Annotated in this window: 13 protein-coding genes and 1 pseudogene; 13 read left to right on the forward strand and 1 reads right to left on the reverse strand. The window is 52.5% G+C overall.

Translation table 11 applies throughout. The features are described from left to right. Window positions 1–274 precede the first annotated feature (274 nt). Window positions 275–553 (forward strand): annotated as a pseudogene (locus NHAL_RS22380) (N-acetylneuraminate synthase family protein); the annotation flags it as partial. Window positions 554–603: 50 nt separating this feature from the next. Continuing rightward, window positions 604–897, forward strand: coding sequence for a transposase (locus NHAL_RS22385; protein WP_420804799.1), 294 nt, complete (start codon window positions 604–606; stop codon window positions 895–897). Window positions 898–1,070: 173 nt separating this feature from the next. On the opposite strand, the gene NHAL_RS01900 is transcribed toward NHAL_RS22385, so the two are convergent. Beyond that, window positions 1,071–1,316, reverse strand: a complete 246-nt coding sequence (locus NHAL_RS01900) for a hypothetical protein (RefSeq protein WP_013031477.1) — start codon at window positions 1,314–1,316, stop codon at window positions 1,071–1,073. A 29-nt stretch (window positions 1,317–1,345) separates the two neighbouring features. On the opposite strand from NHAL_RS01900, the gene NHAL_RS01905 reads away from it, so the two are divergent. The 11 genes from NHAL_RS01905 to NHAL_RS01960 all read left to right on the forward strand — a co-directional run bounded on the left by NHAL_RS01905 (window position 1,346) and on the right by NHAL_RS01960 (window position 16,479). After that, window positions 1,346–4,021, forward strand: coding sequence for a hypothetical protein (locus NHAL_RS01905; protein ID WP_013031478.1), 2,676 nt, complete (start codon window positions 1,346–1,348; stop codon window positions 4,019–4,021). Between the two features lie 33 nt (window positions 4,022–4,054). Then, a complete protein-coding gene (gene pseB / locus NHAL_RS01910) occupies window positions 4,055–5,080 on the forward strand; it encodes a UDP-N-acetylglucosamine 4,6-dehydratase (inverting) (RefSeq protein ID WP_013031479.1) in 1,026 nt (341 codons plus the stop codon). A 33-nt stretch (window positions 5,081–5,113) separates the two neighbouring features. Next, entirely contained in the window at window positions 5,114–6,016 is a 903-nt protein-coding gene (locus NHAL_RS01915; RefSeq protein WP_013031480.1) for a methyltransferase domain-containing protein, read from the forward strand. Window positions 6,017–6,337: 321 nt separating this feature from the next. Further along, window positions 6,338–7,498: a UDP-4-amino-4,6-dideoxy-N-acetyl-beta-L-altrosamine transaminase gene (gene pseC / locus NHAL_RS01925; protein ID WP_013031482.1), complete on the forward strand. Its 1,161-nt coding sequence runs from the start codon at window positions 6,338–6,340 to the stop codon at window positions 7,496–7,498. Beyond that, window positions 7,495–8,220: a pseudaminic acid cytidylyltransferase gene (gene pseF, locus NHAL_RS01930; protein WP_013031483.1), complete on the forward strand. Its 726-nt coding sequence runs from the start codon at window positions 7,495–7,497 to the stop codon at window positions 8,218–8,220. The genes pseC and pseF overlap by 4 nt, the downstream gene beginning before the upstream one ends. Continuing rightward, window positions 8,217–9,725, forward strand: a complete 1,509-nt coding sequence (pseG, locus tag NHAL_RS01935; protein WP_013031484.1) for a UDP-2,4-diacetamido-2,4,6-trideoxy-beta-L-altropyranose hydrolase — start codon at window positions 8,217–8,219, stop codon at window positions 9,723–9,725. Before pseF ends, pseG begins: the two co-directional genes overlap by 4 nt. A gap of 3 nt (window positions 9,726–9,728) precedes the next feature. After that, window positions 9,729–10,784 carry a pseudaminic acid synthase gene (pseI, locus tag NHAL_RS01940; RefSeq protein WP_013031485.1) on the forward strand — a complete coding sequence of 352 codons (1,056 nt, stop codon included), beginning with the start codon at window positions 9,729–9,731 and terminating at the stop codon, window positions 10,782–10,784. Window positions 10,785–10,799: 15 nt separating this feature from the next. Beyond that, entirely contained in the window at window positions 10,800–11,825 is a 1,026-nt protein-coding gene (locus tag NHAL_RS01945) for a heparinase II/III family protein (protein WP_013031486.1), read from the forward strand. 23 nt (window positions 11,826–11,848) lie between these two features. Then, window positions 11,849–13,072, forward strand: coding sequence for an IS256 family transposase (locus NHAL_RS01950; protein ID WP_013031487.1), 1,224 nt, complete (start codon window positions 11,849–11,851; stop codon window positions 13,070–13,072). Next, the gene (locus NHAL_RS01955) at window positions 13,069–14,007 is read left to right on the forward strand and encodes a heparinase II/III family protein (RefSeq protein WP_013031488.1); all 939 of its coding nucleotides are present in this window, start codon (window positions 13,069–13,071) and stop codon (window positions 14,005–14,007) included. The genes NHAL_RS01950 and NHAL_RS01955 overlap by 4 nt, the downstream gene beginning before the upstream one ends. 909 nt (window positions 14,008–14,916) lie before the next feature. Further along, window positions 14,917–16,479, forward strand: coding sequence for a glycosyltransferase (locus NHAL_RS01960; RefSeq protein WP_013031489.1), 1,563 nt, complete (start codon window positions 14,917–14,919; stop codon window positions 16,477–16,479). The last annotated feature ends 53 nt before the right edge of the window (window positions 16,480–16,532 follow it).

Here is a 16,532-nt window from a genome sequence, read left to right on the forward strand (position 1 = left end):
GCCATATCCTTTATCCACTGCCGTTGCTCAAAAAAGGTTGCTATGGGCTCTCCAATGTCGCCATGTTGAGAGATCGCCTTGCGGATATGGCGGGATTTCTTAATGCCGATAATAGCAATGAGGCTCGAACCTTCAAATTGTCCCGGAAACCTTACAATGGAAAGGTTTTGTATGCACTCCATTCTTGCGGGCCATTCGACCCCTCAGGCTATCCGTGGGATTTGGCGCAACATGCCGAGCGCTTGAAAGTTTCTGAAGTCCACTATCAGGGCCTATGGTTTCACCTGTCGCTGGAATCGCCAGTTGCCATCCCGAAAGCTATTATATTAAGGTCTATGGTGAAAGACTACAGGCCTTGGCAGTGGAGAACGACGTCTCCATTATTCATGCCGCATTCAACTACCTTAACGGTTGGGCAGCGGTTGTGGGGGCAACGGTCATTGAAAAACATTTCACCTTGCGGCGTGCCGACGGTGGTGTCGACAGCGCCTTTTCTCTGGAGCCCGAAGAGACGGCGGCGCTGGTGACTGAAACCGAGCATGGTTGGCAGGCGCTAGGCGAGGTGCGTTACGGGCCGACGGAGGCTGAGACGGCATCTACGGGATTCCGTCGTTCGCTGTACATCGCCGCAGATCTCCAGGTTACCGCAGCCAGGTTCATAAGAAAGGTTATCGCAACCGGTCGCTCAACAAGCGAGCGCAAGAAAGCAACCATAGAAAATCGCGAATACGTGCCCGCATTGAGCATCTCTTTGGGTCGATAGAAAAGGAGATGGGGGGCCTATTCATCCGAGTGATCGGCCTGGCACGGGGCGAAACCAAGATCGGATTGATGAACCTCGTCTACAACCTCAAGCGTTGTGCCAGCCTTTGCAGGAGATGTCTGTCCGCTGCATGAGAAATTTGGGCAATAGGCCCTCAGAATAAGGGATAACATATTAAAATGGAAACACAAAATAACCTTCAAACACAACATCGAGTAGTGAAATCGCTATTCAAGTCACATAAAAAATAAGCAGAGTTGATGTCGGTCATTTTGGGGTATTTTTAGAGGTGCCTATAAAGAGTCCGCTAAACACTGATAGTCGCATATAGAGCAAGGTAAGGGGGTATCTCTTGCAACCCAACAATCTCATTGAGTTTCCGACTCAGGATGCCGCTATAGTCGGCGGTGTAATCGATGCCTGGGTAGGTAGGAAATTGCAGCAAAGCGCGAAGGCGCGAAGCTTCTTTGAGTTCTTCTCGTTCCCGGGCCGTGCTGAAAATTGATTGGAGAACTTGCTCGCTTCCGGTTCCATAAATGGTCTCAGACATCATCAACAGAACCCGTTATAAAGAGTTCAATAATGACGACGAAAAAAAAGGATAGGGTGTTTTTTTTATCCAAGGCGTTAAATAGAGTATTTTTTGTAGTTAACGTATTAAAATATAAAGAAAACCAAGAAGCATCCAAAATCTTCCCGAACAAGCAATTGAAGCAACACTCGGATGATGTCCACTTACTTATGCAGTTGGCTGAAGCTGCAACTTCAGAGGCGGACTGGGCTAATGCGATTTTTCATTGGAGGCAGGTTTATGATGCATATCCCAGTAGCCAGATAGGTAAGCAAGCCAGACGCCGACTCAATCAGGCGCTTATTAATCGGGCGATGCAATTGCGTCGGCTAGGGATATTAGACCAAACCGAGGGTTTGGTGGAAGAAGTCCTGGGAATTATGCCTGGCAATGCAAGGGCTCTGACTGAGTATGCGGAGCTGGCGACGGCACGGGGGAATTGGACTACAGCAATAGAGCGTTGGCAGGCAGTACTTGATGCGGTTCAGCATGAAAAGGATGCCGACAAGTATAAAAAGATCTTCAGCAGGGCGGTTGGCAAGCTGCGGGAAGCGCAGATATGCGCGGCTGCAATGTCGCTGAAGGAGGGAGTTCCTGACACCGAGGGAGCGTTTCTACTGGCTGCATTGCAAGGGTCCCTGGTTCCGATTAAACCAGTCATCAAACTTGACCCGGAAACAACCGCGGAAATGCGGGCTGCTCGTATACTAATCGATCTACGTTCGGAACCGACTTGCGAAAAACTGGCAAAGTACGTAATACAGGTGCGTTGGGGAAAGGCAGTCGCCTCGGCCCTGTATCAGTTGACGTGCCCAATCGCAGAAGTCGTGAATAATAGCAGCCTAAAAAATCTCCACATTGATACCACGACTTTATCCGCATGGCTGGTCATCCGTGCAGCTAGCATATTATATGCCGATGCTGATAATAAAGATTCAATACAGCATTCAATTTCCACCACAGAAGCAACCTTGAGGATGGGCATCCATGATCCGATCGCCAAGGAGATCTTGATTGATACATATATCCGGACATGGAATTACAATGAAGTCTTCTCGATTTATTCTACCCTTGACAGCCCTAGCGTCTATTGCTCTCTTCAATATGCCAATGTACTGAATCAACTTGGCCGAAATGAAGAAGCAAAAGAGGTATTATTCGAATTATTAAGTAAAAATCCTTTCAACTGGGCTATTTTTAATAGCCTGCTGAGAATGAATAGTTATCTCAATATATTTGATAGGCTAGAGGAGCACGCATTAAAATTCTCTGAGAAAGCTATAGAGCCCATTGAGATCATCAATGCATTTCAGATGATGTCATCGCTGGGTTTATGTGATAGATCATTGAGTTTTTTGTTTCAAAGCGGTTTGCCAGAGCAGGTAGGTGAATTAAACCCGAGTATTGCTCAAAGACTCTGCGAAACCCTTGCTAGCACTTACCTTTCCCAAGCCCGTTATGCAGAATCGTTGTATTGGTCCAATAAAGGAATTATTTTAAGCGGCGCCGCTGAAAATAAAAAAACACAAAATTTGCTTTCCTTGAGATTTGAAGCCACGCACAAATGTGGCCTTAATGATTTAGCATCAAAAACCTCCAAGAAAATTATTGGAGTAGGTAAAATGACAACTAGGCAAAGTTATCTTGCTAGTTTGTCGGAAAAGAATTTTTCAAGGGCCTGGAAGATAAAAACCGATAATCAAGATTCAATTGGCATAAAACTGGCGTTTTCAGAAAAATATCACTCCGATGGCCCTACTTATCACCATATCAATGGGAGAAAAATTTTAGTATTTTCCATTGGAGGCGTGGGTGATCAAATCAGATTGCTTTCTATTCTTCCGGATCTATTGCGCCATTTGCAGCCACGCCAAACTACAGTGACTTGCGACCCTAGATTAGCATCCCTACTGGAGCATAGTATTCCCGGCATTCGCACTATAGCGGTCACTGAATATCGCGGAGTAGCGAGTGAGGCAATTTTTTTGGAAAGAAACAATGTGCCGAACCATTCCGCCGTTCGTATGGTGAATAATGAGGCCTATAAAGCTGCGGAAGATCATGATTTGGTGTTGAATATTATTGAGTTTTTTCGCACACTAAGGCCGAGCGTTGATTCCTTTAAAGACAGCTCCCATTATCTCCGGCCTCGATCACGGCTCAAGAACAAATGGCGGGCGCGGATTCACGCACTAGGCGCTAAACCTAAAATCGGATTTTCATGGCGAAGCGGCCTTATGACCATGAGCCGATGGCATGAGTATACACGCTTGATCGATTGGATAGAACTCTTGCTTCGTGAAGATATTGAAATTGTCAACTTGCAATACGATCTATCTTCTGACGAGCGCAGGTTGCTTGGCAAATTACGGCCGGAGGCGCTCAACCGTTGGCCGGATCTCGATTTGAAAAATGATCTGGAAGACTTGGCCGCGCTTTCTTCGGCCTTGGATGTCGTCATAGGACCTTGTACCACAATCACTGAGCTGGCGGCGGCAGCGGGAGCCAGCGTAATCTATACGGCAACCAACGCGGGCGGCAACTGGAGGACGCGAGAACCCGAGGGCACGGATCTTTTCTTTCCCAACATGAAGATGGTTTTCCCCCAAACGCCAGGCAGCAAAGAAGAGTTAGTCAAAATATCTCTAAAAGAATTAGATACTCTTTTGGAAGCTACGCCAAATTAATCTTTCGTCTCCGGATAGGCTGGTTTCACAAGGATGAATCCTATAGAAAATCCATTTCTCTCGGAAAAGCACATTCTCATCACCGGCGGTACCGGCTCGTTCGGTAGGGCTTTCGTTAGGTCGGTTCTGGATCGCTATCCCGATATTGAGCGTCTGGTGGTGTTTTCCCGCGACGAACTCAAACAGTTCGAGATGAGTCAGGAATTCAGCCCCTCGGATCATCCTGGGCTGCGCTATTTCATCGGCGATGTACGCGATTACGACCGGTTGCGCCGGGCCATGGAGGGGATCGACACCGTCATCCACGCCGCCGCCCTTAAGCAGGTGCCGGCCGCTGAATACAATCCATTCGAGGCCATCAAGACCAACGTACTCGGCGCCCAGAATGTCATCGAGGCCGCCTTGGATACCGGCGTCCAGCGGGTCATCGCGTTGTCCACCGACAAGGCCGCCGCACCGATTAACCTATACGGGGCAACCAAACTTTGTGCCGACAAGCTGTTTACCGCTGCTAACAACATCCGCGGCCACCGTGACATCCGCTTTGCCGTGGTCCGCTACGGCAACGTGATGGGCAGCCGCGGCTCGGTGATTCCATTTTTTCTGGAGCGACGTAAGACCGGTGTGCTGCCAATCACCGACCCGAGCATGACCCGCTTCAACATCAGCCTACAGGAAGGCGTCAATATGGTGCTGTGGGCCGTTGAGAATGCCCAAGGCGGCGAGATTTTCGTCCCCAAGATTCCCAGCTATCGGATCACCGATCTGGCCATGGCCATCGGCCCGGACTGCGAGCATAAGGTTATCGGCATTCGTCCGGGTGAGAAAATCCATGAGGAGATGATTACCGCCAGCGATAGCATCAATACGGTCGATCTCGGTCGCTACTTCGCCATTCTACCCATGGCGGCAAAGTACAACCGGCGCCAATACTGTGAGCGCAACGGCTGCCACTCGGTTGAACCGGGTTTTGCATACAATAGCGGCACAAACCAGGAGTTTCTGACGGTGAAGCAGTTGCGGGAATTGATCCGGGTGTATGTGGATGGGGGAATCTAGTGATGGGTTATCATTTGAATAGAGAACACTAACATGCTTACACCACGTCGCCTAAAAGCCCTGCATGAGCAAGGGAAGAATATCGCTCAACTTCTACGTGAGGAGCAGGGGCTCAAACGCAACACGGTGGAAATCATTGAAATTGCCTACGACTTGCAGGCGGGAAGTTATATTGCTGCGATGGAGGATTTGGAAAAGACAGAGTACCAAATGAATTATACCTATGAAATAGCCAATATCATTGATTCCTTGTTGGAGCCGATGTCAATCTTGGAAGCAGGCGTTGGTGAGGCGACAACGCTTTCAGGGGTGCTGAAACATCTAAAAAAAGATGTCAAAAGCTTTGGCTTTGACTTAAGTTGGTCTCGAGTTGCATATGCGAGACAATGGCTACAAAGCCGAGGCTTTTATGATGTAACTCTCTGTACCGGTAGTCTCTTTCACATCCCCTTTGCCGATAACTCTATAGAACTTGTGTATACGTCACACTCCATAGAGCCTAATGGAGGGAATGAATCGGCAATTTTGCAGGAGTTGTTTCGAATCACTAAAAAATATCTTATTCTACTTGAACCTGGTTATGAACTTGCCGAGACTGAAGCAAGACAGAGAATGGACTCCTATGGTTACTGTAAAAATCTGAAAGGTATAGCCGAATCCCTTGGTTTTAATGTCTTGAGGCACGATCTTTTTCCCTTTTCTTCAAATCCGCTCAATCCGACAGCAATCACAATTATCAAGAAAGAGGAGGATACGATGTCACCCTCGCATATTCTTGCTTGCCCTAAATTCAAAACGCCACTGGACGAGATTGGGAATATGTTATTTAGTCCGGAAGCCTTGGTAGTGTATCCCATAATCGGCGGTATCCCTTGTCTGAGAATCGAGAACGGCGTTTTTGCAAGCAAGTATCATGAAGTTCTATCGGCAGGCTAAAAGGCCGTAGAACTTGCCGAGTTTGGGTTATTGACAAATGAGCAGAATTCTTCATGCTGGATTTCACAAAACAGCCTCTACATTTCTTCAAAAAGAACTGTTTCCTATTAGAAATAATAAATTCAACAGTTCTTTCTACGGCTATAATGTCATCGCCGCTTACAGACTCCTGAATTGGATGCGGCAATTGCATTTTCTGCGAGAGATTTTTGGGCTGTTTAAAATTCGCCCAAGAAGGATGATGCAAGGCAAGTTAGGACGTGCTCTGAATAATCTTTCGCACCGCCATGTCACCCCAAAGGATGTAGAGTATTTGTTCCGATGATCCCCTACGGTCACCAAAGCATCGCCCAAACCGACATCGACGCTGTCGTCGAGGTGCTGCGCTCGGACTTTCTCACCCAAGGCCCGGTGGTGCCCTGTTTCGAGCGGGCGGTGGCCGAATACTGCGGCGCCGCGCATGCCGTGGCGGCGCACTCCGCCACCAGCGCTCTGCACCTCTCTTGTCTGGCGCTTGGGGTTGGACCAGGCGATCGGGTCTGGACCAGTCCGATCACCTTCGTCGCTTCGGCTAACTGCGCGCGCTACTGCGGCGCCGAGGTCGATTTCGTCGACATCGACCCGCGCAGCTACAACCTGTGCCCTAGGGCGCTGGAAAGGAAGCTTGTCGCGGCCGACCGGGCAGGGCGGTTGCCCAAGGTAGTGATCCTCGTCCATCTGGCCGGACACCCCTGTGACTTGGCCGCCATTCACGCCCTGGGACAACGGTACGGTTTCCGGACCATCGAGGACGCCTCCCATGCCATCGGCGGGCGGTATCGCGGGGAACCGATCGGCAACGGCCGCTACAGCGACATCACCGTATTCAGTTTCCATCCGGTCAAGATCATCACCACGGCCGAGGGGGGCATGGCGCTGACTAACAACGCCGAACTTGCCAGCCGCATGGCCCGGCTGCGCAGCCACGGCATCACCCGCGACCCGGAGGAGATGACTCACCCCCCGGACGGCCCCTGGTACTATCAGCAGCACGAACTTGGTTTCAATTATCGGATGACTGAGCTTCAGGCGGCGTTGGGTCTGAGTCAGTTGCAGCGGCTCGATGGCTTCGTCGTCCGGCGTCACGGGTTGGCGGCGCGTTACGACGACGCCTTGCGCGAGCTGCCGATGATTATCCCCTGGCGGCACCCGGATGGCTATTCCGGTTTCCACCTGTACGTGATTCGGTTGAAGCTCGACCAAATCCGCAAGACCCATCGCGAGGTAGTCGAAGCCTTGGGAGCAGCCGGCATTGGGGTGAACCTCCATTACATCCCGGTCTACCGCCAGCCTTACTATGCTCGGATGGGTTTTCATCCCGCCGACTTTCCCGAGTCGGAACGCTACTATGCCGAAGCCATCAGCCTGCCCCTGTATCCGGGCTTGACCGAAGCGCAGCAAGCACAGGTGATCGAAGCGCTGTTCGAGGTGATAAAGTCGTGAACATTGCAATTATCCCCGCCCGTGGCGGCAGCAAGCGCATCCCGCGCAAGAATATCCGCGACTTTGGCGGCAAGCCGATGATTGTCTGGTCAATCGAGACGGCTGCGGCCTCGGGCTTGTTTGAACATATCGTGGTCTCGACCGATGACGACGAGATCGCCCAGGTCGCGGTTGATGCCGGCGCTGAGGTACCGTTCCGGCGGCCTGCGGAACTGGCCGATGACTACACTGGGACCACCGAAGTGATTGCCCATGCCACACGCTGGCTGCTTGATCAGGGTTGGTCGATAGAGGCTGTCTGTTGCCTCTATGCCACTGCTCCTTTCGTGCGAGCCGAGGATATTGGTCGAGGCCTGGAGTTGCTGCAATCCGACAACTGGGCCTATACCTTCACCGCTACCGAATACGCAGCACCGATCTTCCGCTCTTTCCGTATCCATCCACAGGGCGGCATTGAGATGCTCTTCCCGGAGCATTTCACTACCCGCTCGCAGGATTTGCCCTTGATTCTCCATGATGCCGGGCAGTTCTATTGGGGGTGGTCCGAAGCTTGGTTGGAACAGAAGGGGTTATTCGATCGGCACAGTTGTCCGCTAGTCATACCCCGCTGGCGGGTGCAGGACATCGATACCGAAGACGATTGGCAGCGGGCCGAGTTACTGAGAGACAGCATCTCAAGACAGGCCGTGGCTTCCTTAGATAAAGGACATAAAGGCCCATGAACGTCGCTTTCCGCGTCGATGCCTCTCCCCGAATCGGCACTGGTCACCTGATGCGTTGCCTGACTCTCGCCGATGTGCTCAAATCACGGGGATGGGAGACGCGCTTCATCTGCCGGCACATTCCCGATCATCTTGCCGAACTGCTAAAGCAGAAAAACCATCCGCTGATGAGACTCGCGGGAAAGGGATGCACGGATTCTGCCGATGAGCTGGCTCACTCCGGTTGGTTAGGCGCCCGTCAGGCGCAAGATGCTGACGACACACTTCAGGCATTGGCCGGTGCATCCTTGGATTGGTTGATCGTGGATCATTACGCCTTAGATATTCGTTGGGAGTCGGTCATACGTCAATCGTCCAGGCGAATCCTGGTGATCGACGATATTGCGGACCGTTCGCATGATTGTGATATATTGCTGGACCAGAATCTTTACGCGGACATGGAGGCACGTTATACAGGCAAAGTACCAAGCCATTGCCAGTGTTTGCTAGGTCCCCGCTATGCGTTATTGCGTGATGAATTTGGCCGGCTGCGCCAGCAGGTAAAACCCCGCGCTGGACCGGTCAGGCAGGTGCTAGTTTTTTTTGGTGGTGTGGATGCGGACAATTTCACCGGGAAGGCCATTCAAGCTTTGGTCAACCTGCGTGATGAGCGTTTTCAGGTGGATGTGGTGATTGGCGCCCAGCATCCAGCACGGGTAGACATTGAAGCAGATTGCCAGCGGTACGACTACCGCTGTCATGTTCAAACGGCCCATATGGCCGAATTGATGGCGAGCGCCGATCTGGCAATCGGGGCAGCCGGTTCGGCAAGCTGGGAACGGTGCTGCCTCGGCTTGCCGACATTAGCGATCAGTGTGGCGGATAATCAGCGGCAGATGGTACACGAAGCGGCCGAGCATGGTTTGTTGTATGCGCCAACTGATAACGTCGGCACCGTTTCGTTTTTTGAACGCCACATCCAGGCATTGCTCGAAAATCCCTATCTGAGAACCTGCTTATCCAAGGCGGGCATGGGTGCGGTGGATGGCCGTGGAGTGTTCCGGGTTATCCGCGAGCTTGGATGTCATCGTGTGGCTTTGCGGCCAGCCCGTTTCGATGACGCCGCATCACTGTTCGCCTGGCGTAATCATCCTGGAAATCGAGCGTTCTCTCGAACCAGTGAACCCATCGCTTGGACTGACCACCGGCGTTGGCTGGCAACAGTGCTTGCCAATCCGGACCGTCCATTGCTGATTGGTTTTCATGACCATCATCCCATTGGGGTGGTTCGCTTCGATATCGATACTGATACGGCCGAGATATCAGTCTATCTTGTACCGGGTCTGAATATGCGGGGGTTTGGCACTGAACTTCTGGCTAGCGCCGAGCAGTGGCTGAGCGAACATCGGCGGGATATCCGCATGATTCGCGCAGAGGTTCTAGGCGATAACCTGCCGTCCCATCGCTCGCTCCGAAACAGTGGCTATAAGGTCGAAGTGACCCACTACACTAAACGAGTGCATTGAAAGATGAGCAATTCATTCAAAATCGGGAACCGTTGGATCGGTCGCGATTATCCCCCCTTTATCATCGCCGAACTCTCCGGCAACCATAACCAGTCCCTCGAGCGGGCGTTGGCCATCGTCGAAGCTGCCGCCCAAGCCGGTGCCCATGGGCTCAAGCTGCAAACCTACACCGCCGATACCATGACCCTGGATCTAGCCGAGGGCGAGTTCTTCATTGACGACCCCAACACCCTTTGGAAAGGGTGTTCGCTTTATGAACTCTATCAACAGGCCTACACTCCCTGGGAATGGCACGAGTTGATTTTCGCCCGTGCCGGCGAGTTGGGGTTGATCCCCTTCAGTACGCCCTTTGACGAAACAGCCGTGGATTTTCTCGAAACCCTGGACGCCCCCTGTTACAAGATCGCCTCCTTCGAGAACACCGACATTCCGCTGATCCGCAAGGTCGCCGCTACTGGCAAGCCGATGATTATCTCCACCGGCATGGCCACCGTGGCCGAGCTAGATGAAACGGTGCGCGCCGCCCGCGAGGCTGGCTGCCAAGATCTGATCCTGCTCAAATGCACCAGCACATATCCAGCTCCCCCTGAAAGCAGCAATGTGCGTACGATACCGCACCTACGAGAGTTGTTCGGCTGTGAAGTAGGGTTGTCTGACCACACCATGGGTGTGGGTGCAGCCGTGGCCGCAGTGACCCTGGGGGCAAGGGTCATTGAAAAACATTTCACCTTGCGGCGGGCCGACGGTGGCGTAGACAGCGCCTTCTCCCTGGAGCCCGAAGAGATGGCGGCGCTGGTGACCGAAACCGAGCGTGGATGGCAGGCGCTAGGCGAGGTGCGTTACGGGCCGACGGAGACCGAGATGGCATCTACGGGATTCCGGCGCTCGCTGTATATCGCCGCAGATCTCCAGCCCGGTGACGTGCTCACCCCGGCCAACCTGCGCCGCATCCGCCCCGGACACGGTTTGCCGCCGAAGTATTATGACACTCTGCTGGGGAAGAAGGTGACCAAAGTGGTGAGCAAAGGGACGCCGGTGGATTGGTCTTTTATCGGCTGATACGGAAACGAAGATATGCTCTGGAAACACGGATTCCTGATTATTTTTCTATCAATTGTTTTCTGCGCGCAGGAGACCAATGCCGCAGGCCCTGAACATGGCCCTATTTGTCGCCATATTCAACATCAACAAGACATGGCGACCTGTCATGATGAAGCCGTTTGGAAAGTGCTTGCAAAGCAAAGGGTCGATGACGAAGCACTGCCGTCCCGGCATATCACCTTATTTGTTGGTGGCGATCCGATCCAGAGAGCCGGGCAATTATGGGAAACGGGCTTTGTCCCGCCAGGTCGGGATGTTGCTCCCTGGCCCTTCACCTTGCCCGTAGATTGGAACGCAGACCCCTTTCAGGATCGTAATTGGCGTTTTCATCTGCATGCCTGGCGAATGATCGACCCCATGATCGTGGCGTGGGAACGCACCGGGGATAAAAGATACCTCCAGGACGCGCTGAAGGTCATGACCGACTGGCAGGATTACCATTTCGGTCGCAACCGGCGCAGTGCTTTTCAGTGGTATGACATGTCTGTCGGCCTGCGGGCCATGAAATTGGCGTATGTCCTGGACAGGGTTTTGCAAGGGGAGGTTGCAAGCGACCTGCCGACCTGGCAGACATTGGTGCACCTTGCCCACACCCACGCCCAGAGTTTGACCGACCCAACCGAGCTTTCCCGAGGTAATCATGGGTTGTTCCAGTTGCACGGGCTGATGGCATTGTGCTCGATCCTTCCGGATGTGGATACTTGCCAGGGCCATGAGAAATATGTCTTGCGCGAGATGCGGGACTTGCTCCTGCGTCAATTCAGCAGCGAGGGCGTGCACCTGGAAGGTGCTCCGGAATATCATTTCTTTGCCTTGAGCACGGTCAGGCGCATGACCAGGACCGGCTGGTACGACCAGTTCGCCTTCGTCCGGGAACTTATGGACAAGGTCGAAAAAAACCGATTCTGGATGGTACACCCTGATGGCACCATGGTGACGGTGGGCGATTCCGAGCCCAAGCGGGGGTGTACAAATAACTGTGTAACTGGTGATCTGTAATTAACAACAAGGAGAAAGCACTGATGACCAGTATTGAAAAAAAGACCGATGAGTTGCTGGATGAACTTCTGAAGGAGTGCAATAGCCCGAAAGAGGTTCTGGGCGAGCATGGGTTATTGAAGCAGCTGAGCAAGCGCTTGGTGGAGCGGGTTTTGGAGGCTGAGCTGACTGAGCACCTAGGGTACGCGCCCCATGCTCAGGAAGGTCGGGGCAGTGGCAACAGCCGCAACGGCAAGAGCAAGAAGCGGGTTCAGAGCGAGGCGGGGCAATTGGAAATCGAGGTGCCACGGGACCGCAATGGGAATTTTGAGCCGCAATTGGTCAAGAAACGTCAGCGTCGGCTGGAGGGCTTTGATGAGAAGGTGCTAGCGCTGTATGCCCGGGGGCTCTCGACCCGAGAGATTGAGGCGCAGCTGGAAGAGCTCTATGGGGTGGAGGTCTCCCCGGCGCTGATTTCCCAGGTGACCGATGCGGTGTTGGAGGAGGTGCGGGCCTGGCAAAGCCGGCCCCTATCGGCCGTCTATCCCATCCTATATTTTGATGCCTTGTTTGTGAAATCACGCCAGGAGGGCATGGTGAAAACGAAAGCAGTGTACTTAGCCCTGGGGGTCAATCTAGAGGGAGAGAAAGAGCTGTTAGGGATGTGGATGAGTGAAAACGAAGGGGCTAAATTCTGGCTGTCGGTATTCAATGAGCTGAAAAACCGGGGGGTCGAGGATTGCTTTATTGCCTGCGTGGACGGGCTCAAGGGCCTGCCTGAGGCCATCGAGGCGGTGTTTCCACAGGCCCAGGTTCAGCTGTGCATCGTGCACAAGGTGCGCGGCTCGCTGAAGTATGTCCCCTGGAAACAGCGCCGGGCCGTGGCGGCCGACCTGCGGGCCATCTATGGCGCCGCGACCCTGGCCGAGGCCGAACAGGCCCTAGAGCGCTTCTCAGCGCGTTGGGATGAGACATATCCGGCCATCAGCCCCAGCTGGCGGGCCGATTGGTCACGGCTGACGGTCTTCTTTGATTACCCACCCCAGATCCGGCGAGCCATTTATACCACCAACGCCATCGAATCATTGAACTATTCACTACGAAAAGTCTTGAAAAACCGGGGCGCTTTTCCCACGGATGAAGCCATTTTCAAGGTGCTCTATCTGGCCCTGAACAATATCACCAAAAAATGGACTCAACCCATTCGGGACTGGAAGGCCGCCCTCAATCAATTCGTCATCCTCTTCGCTGAGCGGATGCCCAAGTGAAAATTAGTTACACAAAAAACTTGACACCCTCGCCCAAGCAGCGCAATCTAACCTTTCCAGCGGGAAACCAAGAATGCGAAGGTGCAAGTCACGGAAAGGAAAGCTGTTATAGGTTGCAGGAATTCCGGGAAACCGGCTACGCCATGGTCCGCAGCGACTGGGCCGTTCCCCCGGAACAGGCCTCCATGTTGTTCTTTATGGCCTCTTTCCACGAGCCGGCACACAAGTTGCCTGATGATTTGAGCTTCGAATGGTACGACCGCGGCGGACGCATTCTCACCAATGCTGGAAAATACTCCTACAATAGCGATGAGTGGCGCAATTACGTCGCTTCCACCCGTGCGCACAACACCGTGGAAATCGATAAACGCAGCTTTTCCACCCGTTTAGCGGACGCCTACGGTTCGGCTTTGCAGGAGGTGCAGCGCCAGGACGGCGCCTTTCTTCTGCGGGGCAGTCTTTTCCACAAACACCTTTCCACCACCCACGACCGGACATTGCTCTACGCGCCCGGCCGTTGGCTGGCTGTGATCGATTCCATGGGTGCAGACCGGCCGCGATCATATACTCAATGGTTTCATTTCACCCCGGATATCGAGGTGATTGCCGACGATGGGCGTTATCTGGCCACTCGGAATGACGGGATGAAGGTGCACATCGAACACCTCTCGCCGGCAGAAGAAACCCTCCTGATCCGTGGCCAGAAGGAACCTTTCATTCAAGGCTGGACTACCCAAACCTACGGACAAATGGAACCGCGCTATGCCCTGGGGTTCACCCATCAAGAAAACAATTCGACCATGGTCACCTTATTTGGGTTTTCCGATCAGGAGATGGATAAGGCCAGAGAGGCTGTGCAGGCACTGGTCAGCCGGATGGAATTACCGCGCATCGACTCGGCTCGACTGAGCCCACTTTCGATTAAGAGGGACTAAACACGTCTACTTTGGAAACTGGATTTTGGAAATATGGGGTCATGAAATATGGGGTCAGGTCTTGTTAAGTGCATTGAGAACGCTGCGCTGGATCCTCCCATATTTTCTGAGTGTCATCGCTAACACGCTCACGGCCTCCTGCTCTTAGTTTGAATAGCAAAGTATCTTCGAGAAAATACTTAGAACATACGGCAAAGAAAGAGTAAAATTCATTGTGATATTCTAATTTTTATAGGCTGGAGGTGATTTCTAGCCCGGAGGCTGTTGGAAAACCTTCGTAGGTAGCGGTGGCGGGTTTCGCTTCGTTCCTCCTACGGCTCTACGCTAGAACCTACCGACAGAGAGAAAGGAAAATAGAGACGAGGAACAACCTAGATTCGATTTTTAGCCGCAAATGCACGCGAATAAACGCTTATAAAAAATGGCCTGGAATGATTTTCTGACGGGCCAACGCTTGCTTGTCTTTAAGCTATTGAAATATTTGCGTTCATAGGCGTTAATTCGCGGCTAAATGCTTTATTTTAGGAGAATTAACAAGCAGCGATGGGTTTCGCTACGCACATCCACCCCCCCTTCGTGAGCGGGAGTTTTTATTTTTAGGGTGTGCGGAGCGTAGCGATGGTACCCTTGAGATGGAAAAGGAAATCTACAATCAGAGGTGAGTTTTGCCGTACACCATTCATCCTATAAAGAATTTTTCAACGGCTTCTCAGCCTTGTTAGGCCCGTGTCTGATAGGTAAGTGACTGATCTTAAAGGTTCTGGGGAAGGCCGTCAAATCTCGATTAAAATACGTGGGAGGTTCCCGCTTGCGCATTTCTATCGGCGTTGGGGTCTCCCGCACCATAATGGCCGGTGTTATTGGGCTGATCCGGTTTCGACAGCTATGGCATTTCCCGAATAAAATGGCATGAGAAAAATAACGAATAAAATACGGCTGTATGTCATTGGCGCTATCCTAAACGGAAAAAACAAATCTCTTAAGAAAAGAATCAGCGAGGTTTTACGGGTTTTGCCACCCCTTCGAGCGGCATGGTTAGCGGAACTTGGCCATATCTTTTATCCACTGTCGTTGCTCAAAAAAGGCTGCTATGGGTTTTCCAATATCGTTATGTTGAGAGATCGCCTTGCGGATATGGCGGCATTTCTTAATGCCGATAATAGCCATGAGGCTCGAGCCTTTAAATTGCCCCGGAAACCCTACAATGGAAAGGTCTTGTATGCACTCCATTCTTGCGGGCCATTCGATCCATCAGGCTATGTCTCCCGTTCCGTCGGTTTGATTGGCGCTGTTCAGTCAAAAGGGATTGATACTACGGTGGCCATCCGCCCAGGCTATCCCTGGGATTTGGCGCAGCATGCCGAGCGCTCGAAGGTTTCTGAAGTCCACTATCAGGGCCTACGGTTCCGCCTGTCGCCGGAATCGCCGGTGACCCGCCGCCATCCCGAAAGCCGTTATATTAAGGTCTATGGTGAAAGACTACAGGCCCTGGCAGTGGAGAACGACGTCTCCATTATTCATGCCGCATCCAACTACCTTAACGGTTGGGCAGCGGCATTGGCCGGCCGTGCGTTGGGTATTCCATCCGTCTATGAAGTGAGGGGCCTATGGCATCTGAGCCGTGCATTTGCAAATCCGGATTATGCCGATACGGAACACTATCGCTACTATGAGAAGCGTGAAATCGGCGCCTGTGCTCAAGTTGACCATGTGATTACCTTGTCTGACGGTCTTCGGCAATGGTTGATGGCGCGTGGTATTTCAGGCGATAAAATCAGCGTGGTGGGTAACGCTGCGTTTCTCCCGTCAGTCGAAAAAAAAGATGAGGCATCGACGGCGTTGGCTGTCCGTCGGCATTATGGTATTCCCGCCGACGCTCAAGTCATGGGTTACCTGGGCGCTATCGTTGAGTATGAAGGGCTTGATATTTTAATTCGCGCCCATGCGCGCACACCCCTAAAGCATAGGCCCTATTTACTCATCGTGGGAAGCGGCAAGCATGAGCTTGTATTGCGCGAGTTGGTTGGCTCACTGGAAACAGCAACACAAGTTGTATTTGCTGGCCGGGTTTCACCTGATCAAGTATCCGCGCACTATTTAGCAATGGATGCGGTTGCGCTGCCACGCCGTGACGATATGCTCACGCGCCTTGTTCCTGCCATTAAGCCGTTTGAAATTATTGCCCATCATCGCCCACTGCTCATCAGCCATGCCCTGGCCACTGCGCTGGGCAATACGCTGCCCGAGGGTTATAGGGTAATAGATTTTGATTCAGTCGATAGGTTGGATTTGTTGGTGGAGACTAATAGGGATGGGCGATGCCCAGTGAAAGTCCCCACCTGGGAGGAACGTGCGGCACAGTTAGTGGATCTGTATGAGCAGCTAGCTGATATCGGCCAGCGGCAATCTGCGCCAGGGGATGCCCCTATCAAGCCGCCGCCGGGACCTTTGGAGCCCAACCCCGCACCCTAAGCACCTCTAAAAATCAGTAATTCTACAGGATAAGCGTGAGGGGATAAGGAATG

The organism is Nitrosococcus halophilus Nc 4, assembly GCF_000024725.1.
Taxonomy (GTDB): Bacteria; Pseudomonadota; Gammaproteobacteria; order Nitrosococcales; family Nitrosococcaceae; genus Nitrosococcus; species Nitrosococcus halophilus.

Coding starts and splice junctions, on each gene's coding strand:
- pseB (WP_013031479.1), top strand. CDS start 4,055: ATGAATCCTATAGAAAATCCATTTCTCTCGGAAAAGCACATTCTCATC.
- NHAL_RS01905 (WP_013031478.1), top strand. CDS start 1,346: ATGACGACGAAAAAAAAGGATAGGGTGTTTTTTTTATCCAAGGCGTTA.
- pseC (WP_013031482.1), top strand. CDS start 6,338: ATGATCCCCTACGGTCACCAAAGCATCGCCCAAACCGACATCGACGCT.
- pseI (WP_013031485.1), top strand. CDS start 9,729: ATGAGCAATTCATTCAAAATCGGGAACCGTTGGATCGGTCGCGATTAT.
- NHAL_RS01960 (WP_013031489.1), top strand. CDS start 14,917: ATGAGAAAAATAACGAATAAAATACGGCTGTATGTCATTGGCGCTATC.
- NHAL_RS01900 (WP_013031477.1), bottom strand. CDS start 1,316: ATGATGTCTGAGACCATTTATGGAACCGGAAGCGAGCAAGTTCTCCAA.
- NHAL_RS01945 (WP_013031486.1), top strand. CDS start 10,800: ATGCTCTGGAAACACGGATTCCTGATTATTTTTCTATCAATTGTTTTC.
- pseG (WP_013031484.1), top strand. CDS start 8,217: ATGAACGTCGCTTTCCGCGTCGATGCCTCTCCCCGAATCGGCACTGGT.
- NHAL_RS01950 (WP_013031487.1), top strand. CDS start 11,849: ATGACCAGTATTGAAAAAAAGACCGATGAGTTGCTGGATGAACTTCTG.
- NHAL_RS01915 (WP_013031480.1), top strand. CDS start 5,114: ATGCTTACACCACGTCGCCTAAAAGCCCTGCATGAGCAAGGGAAGAAT.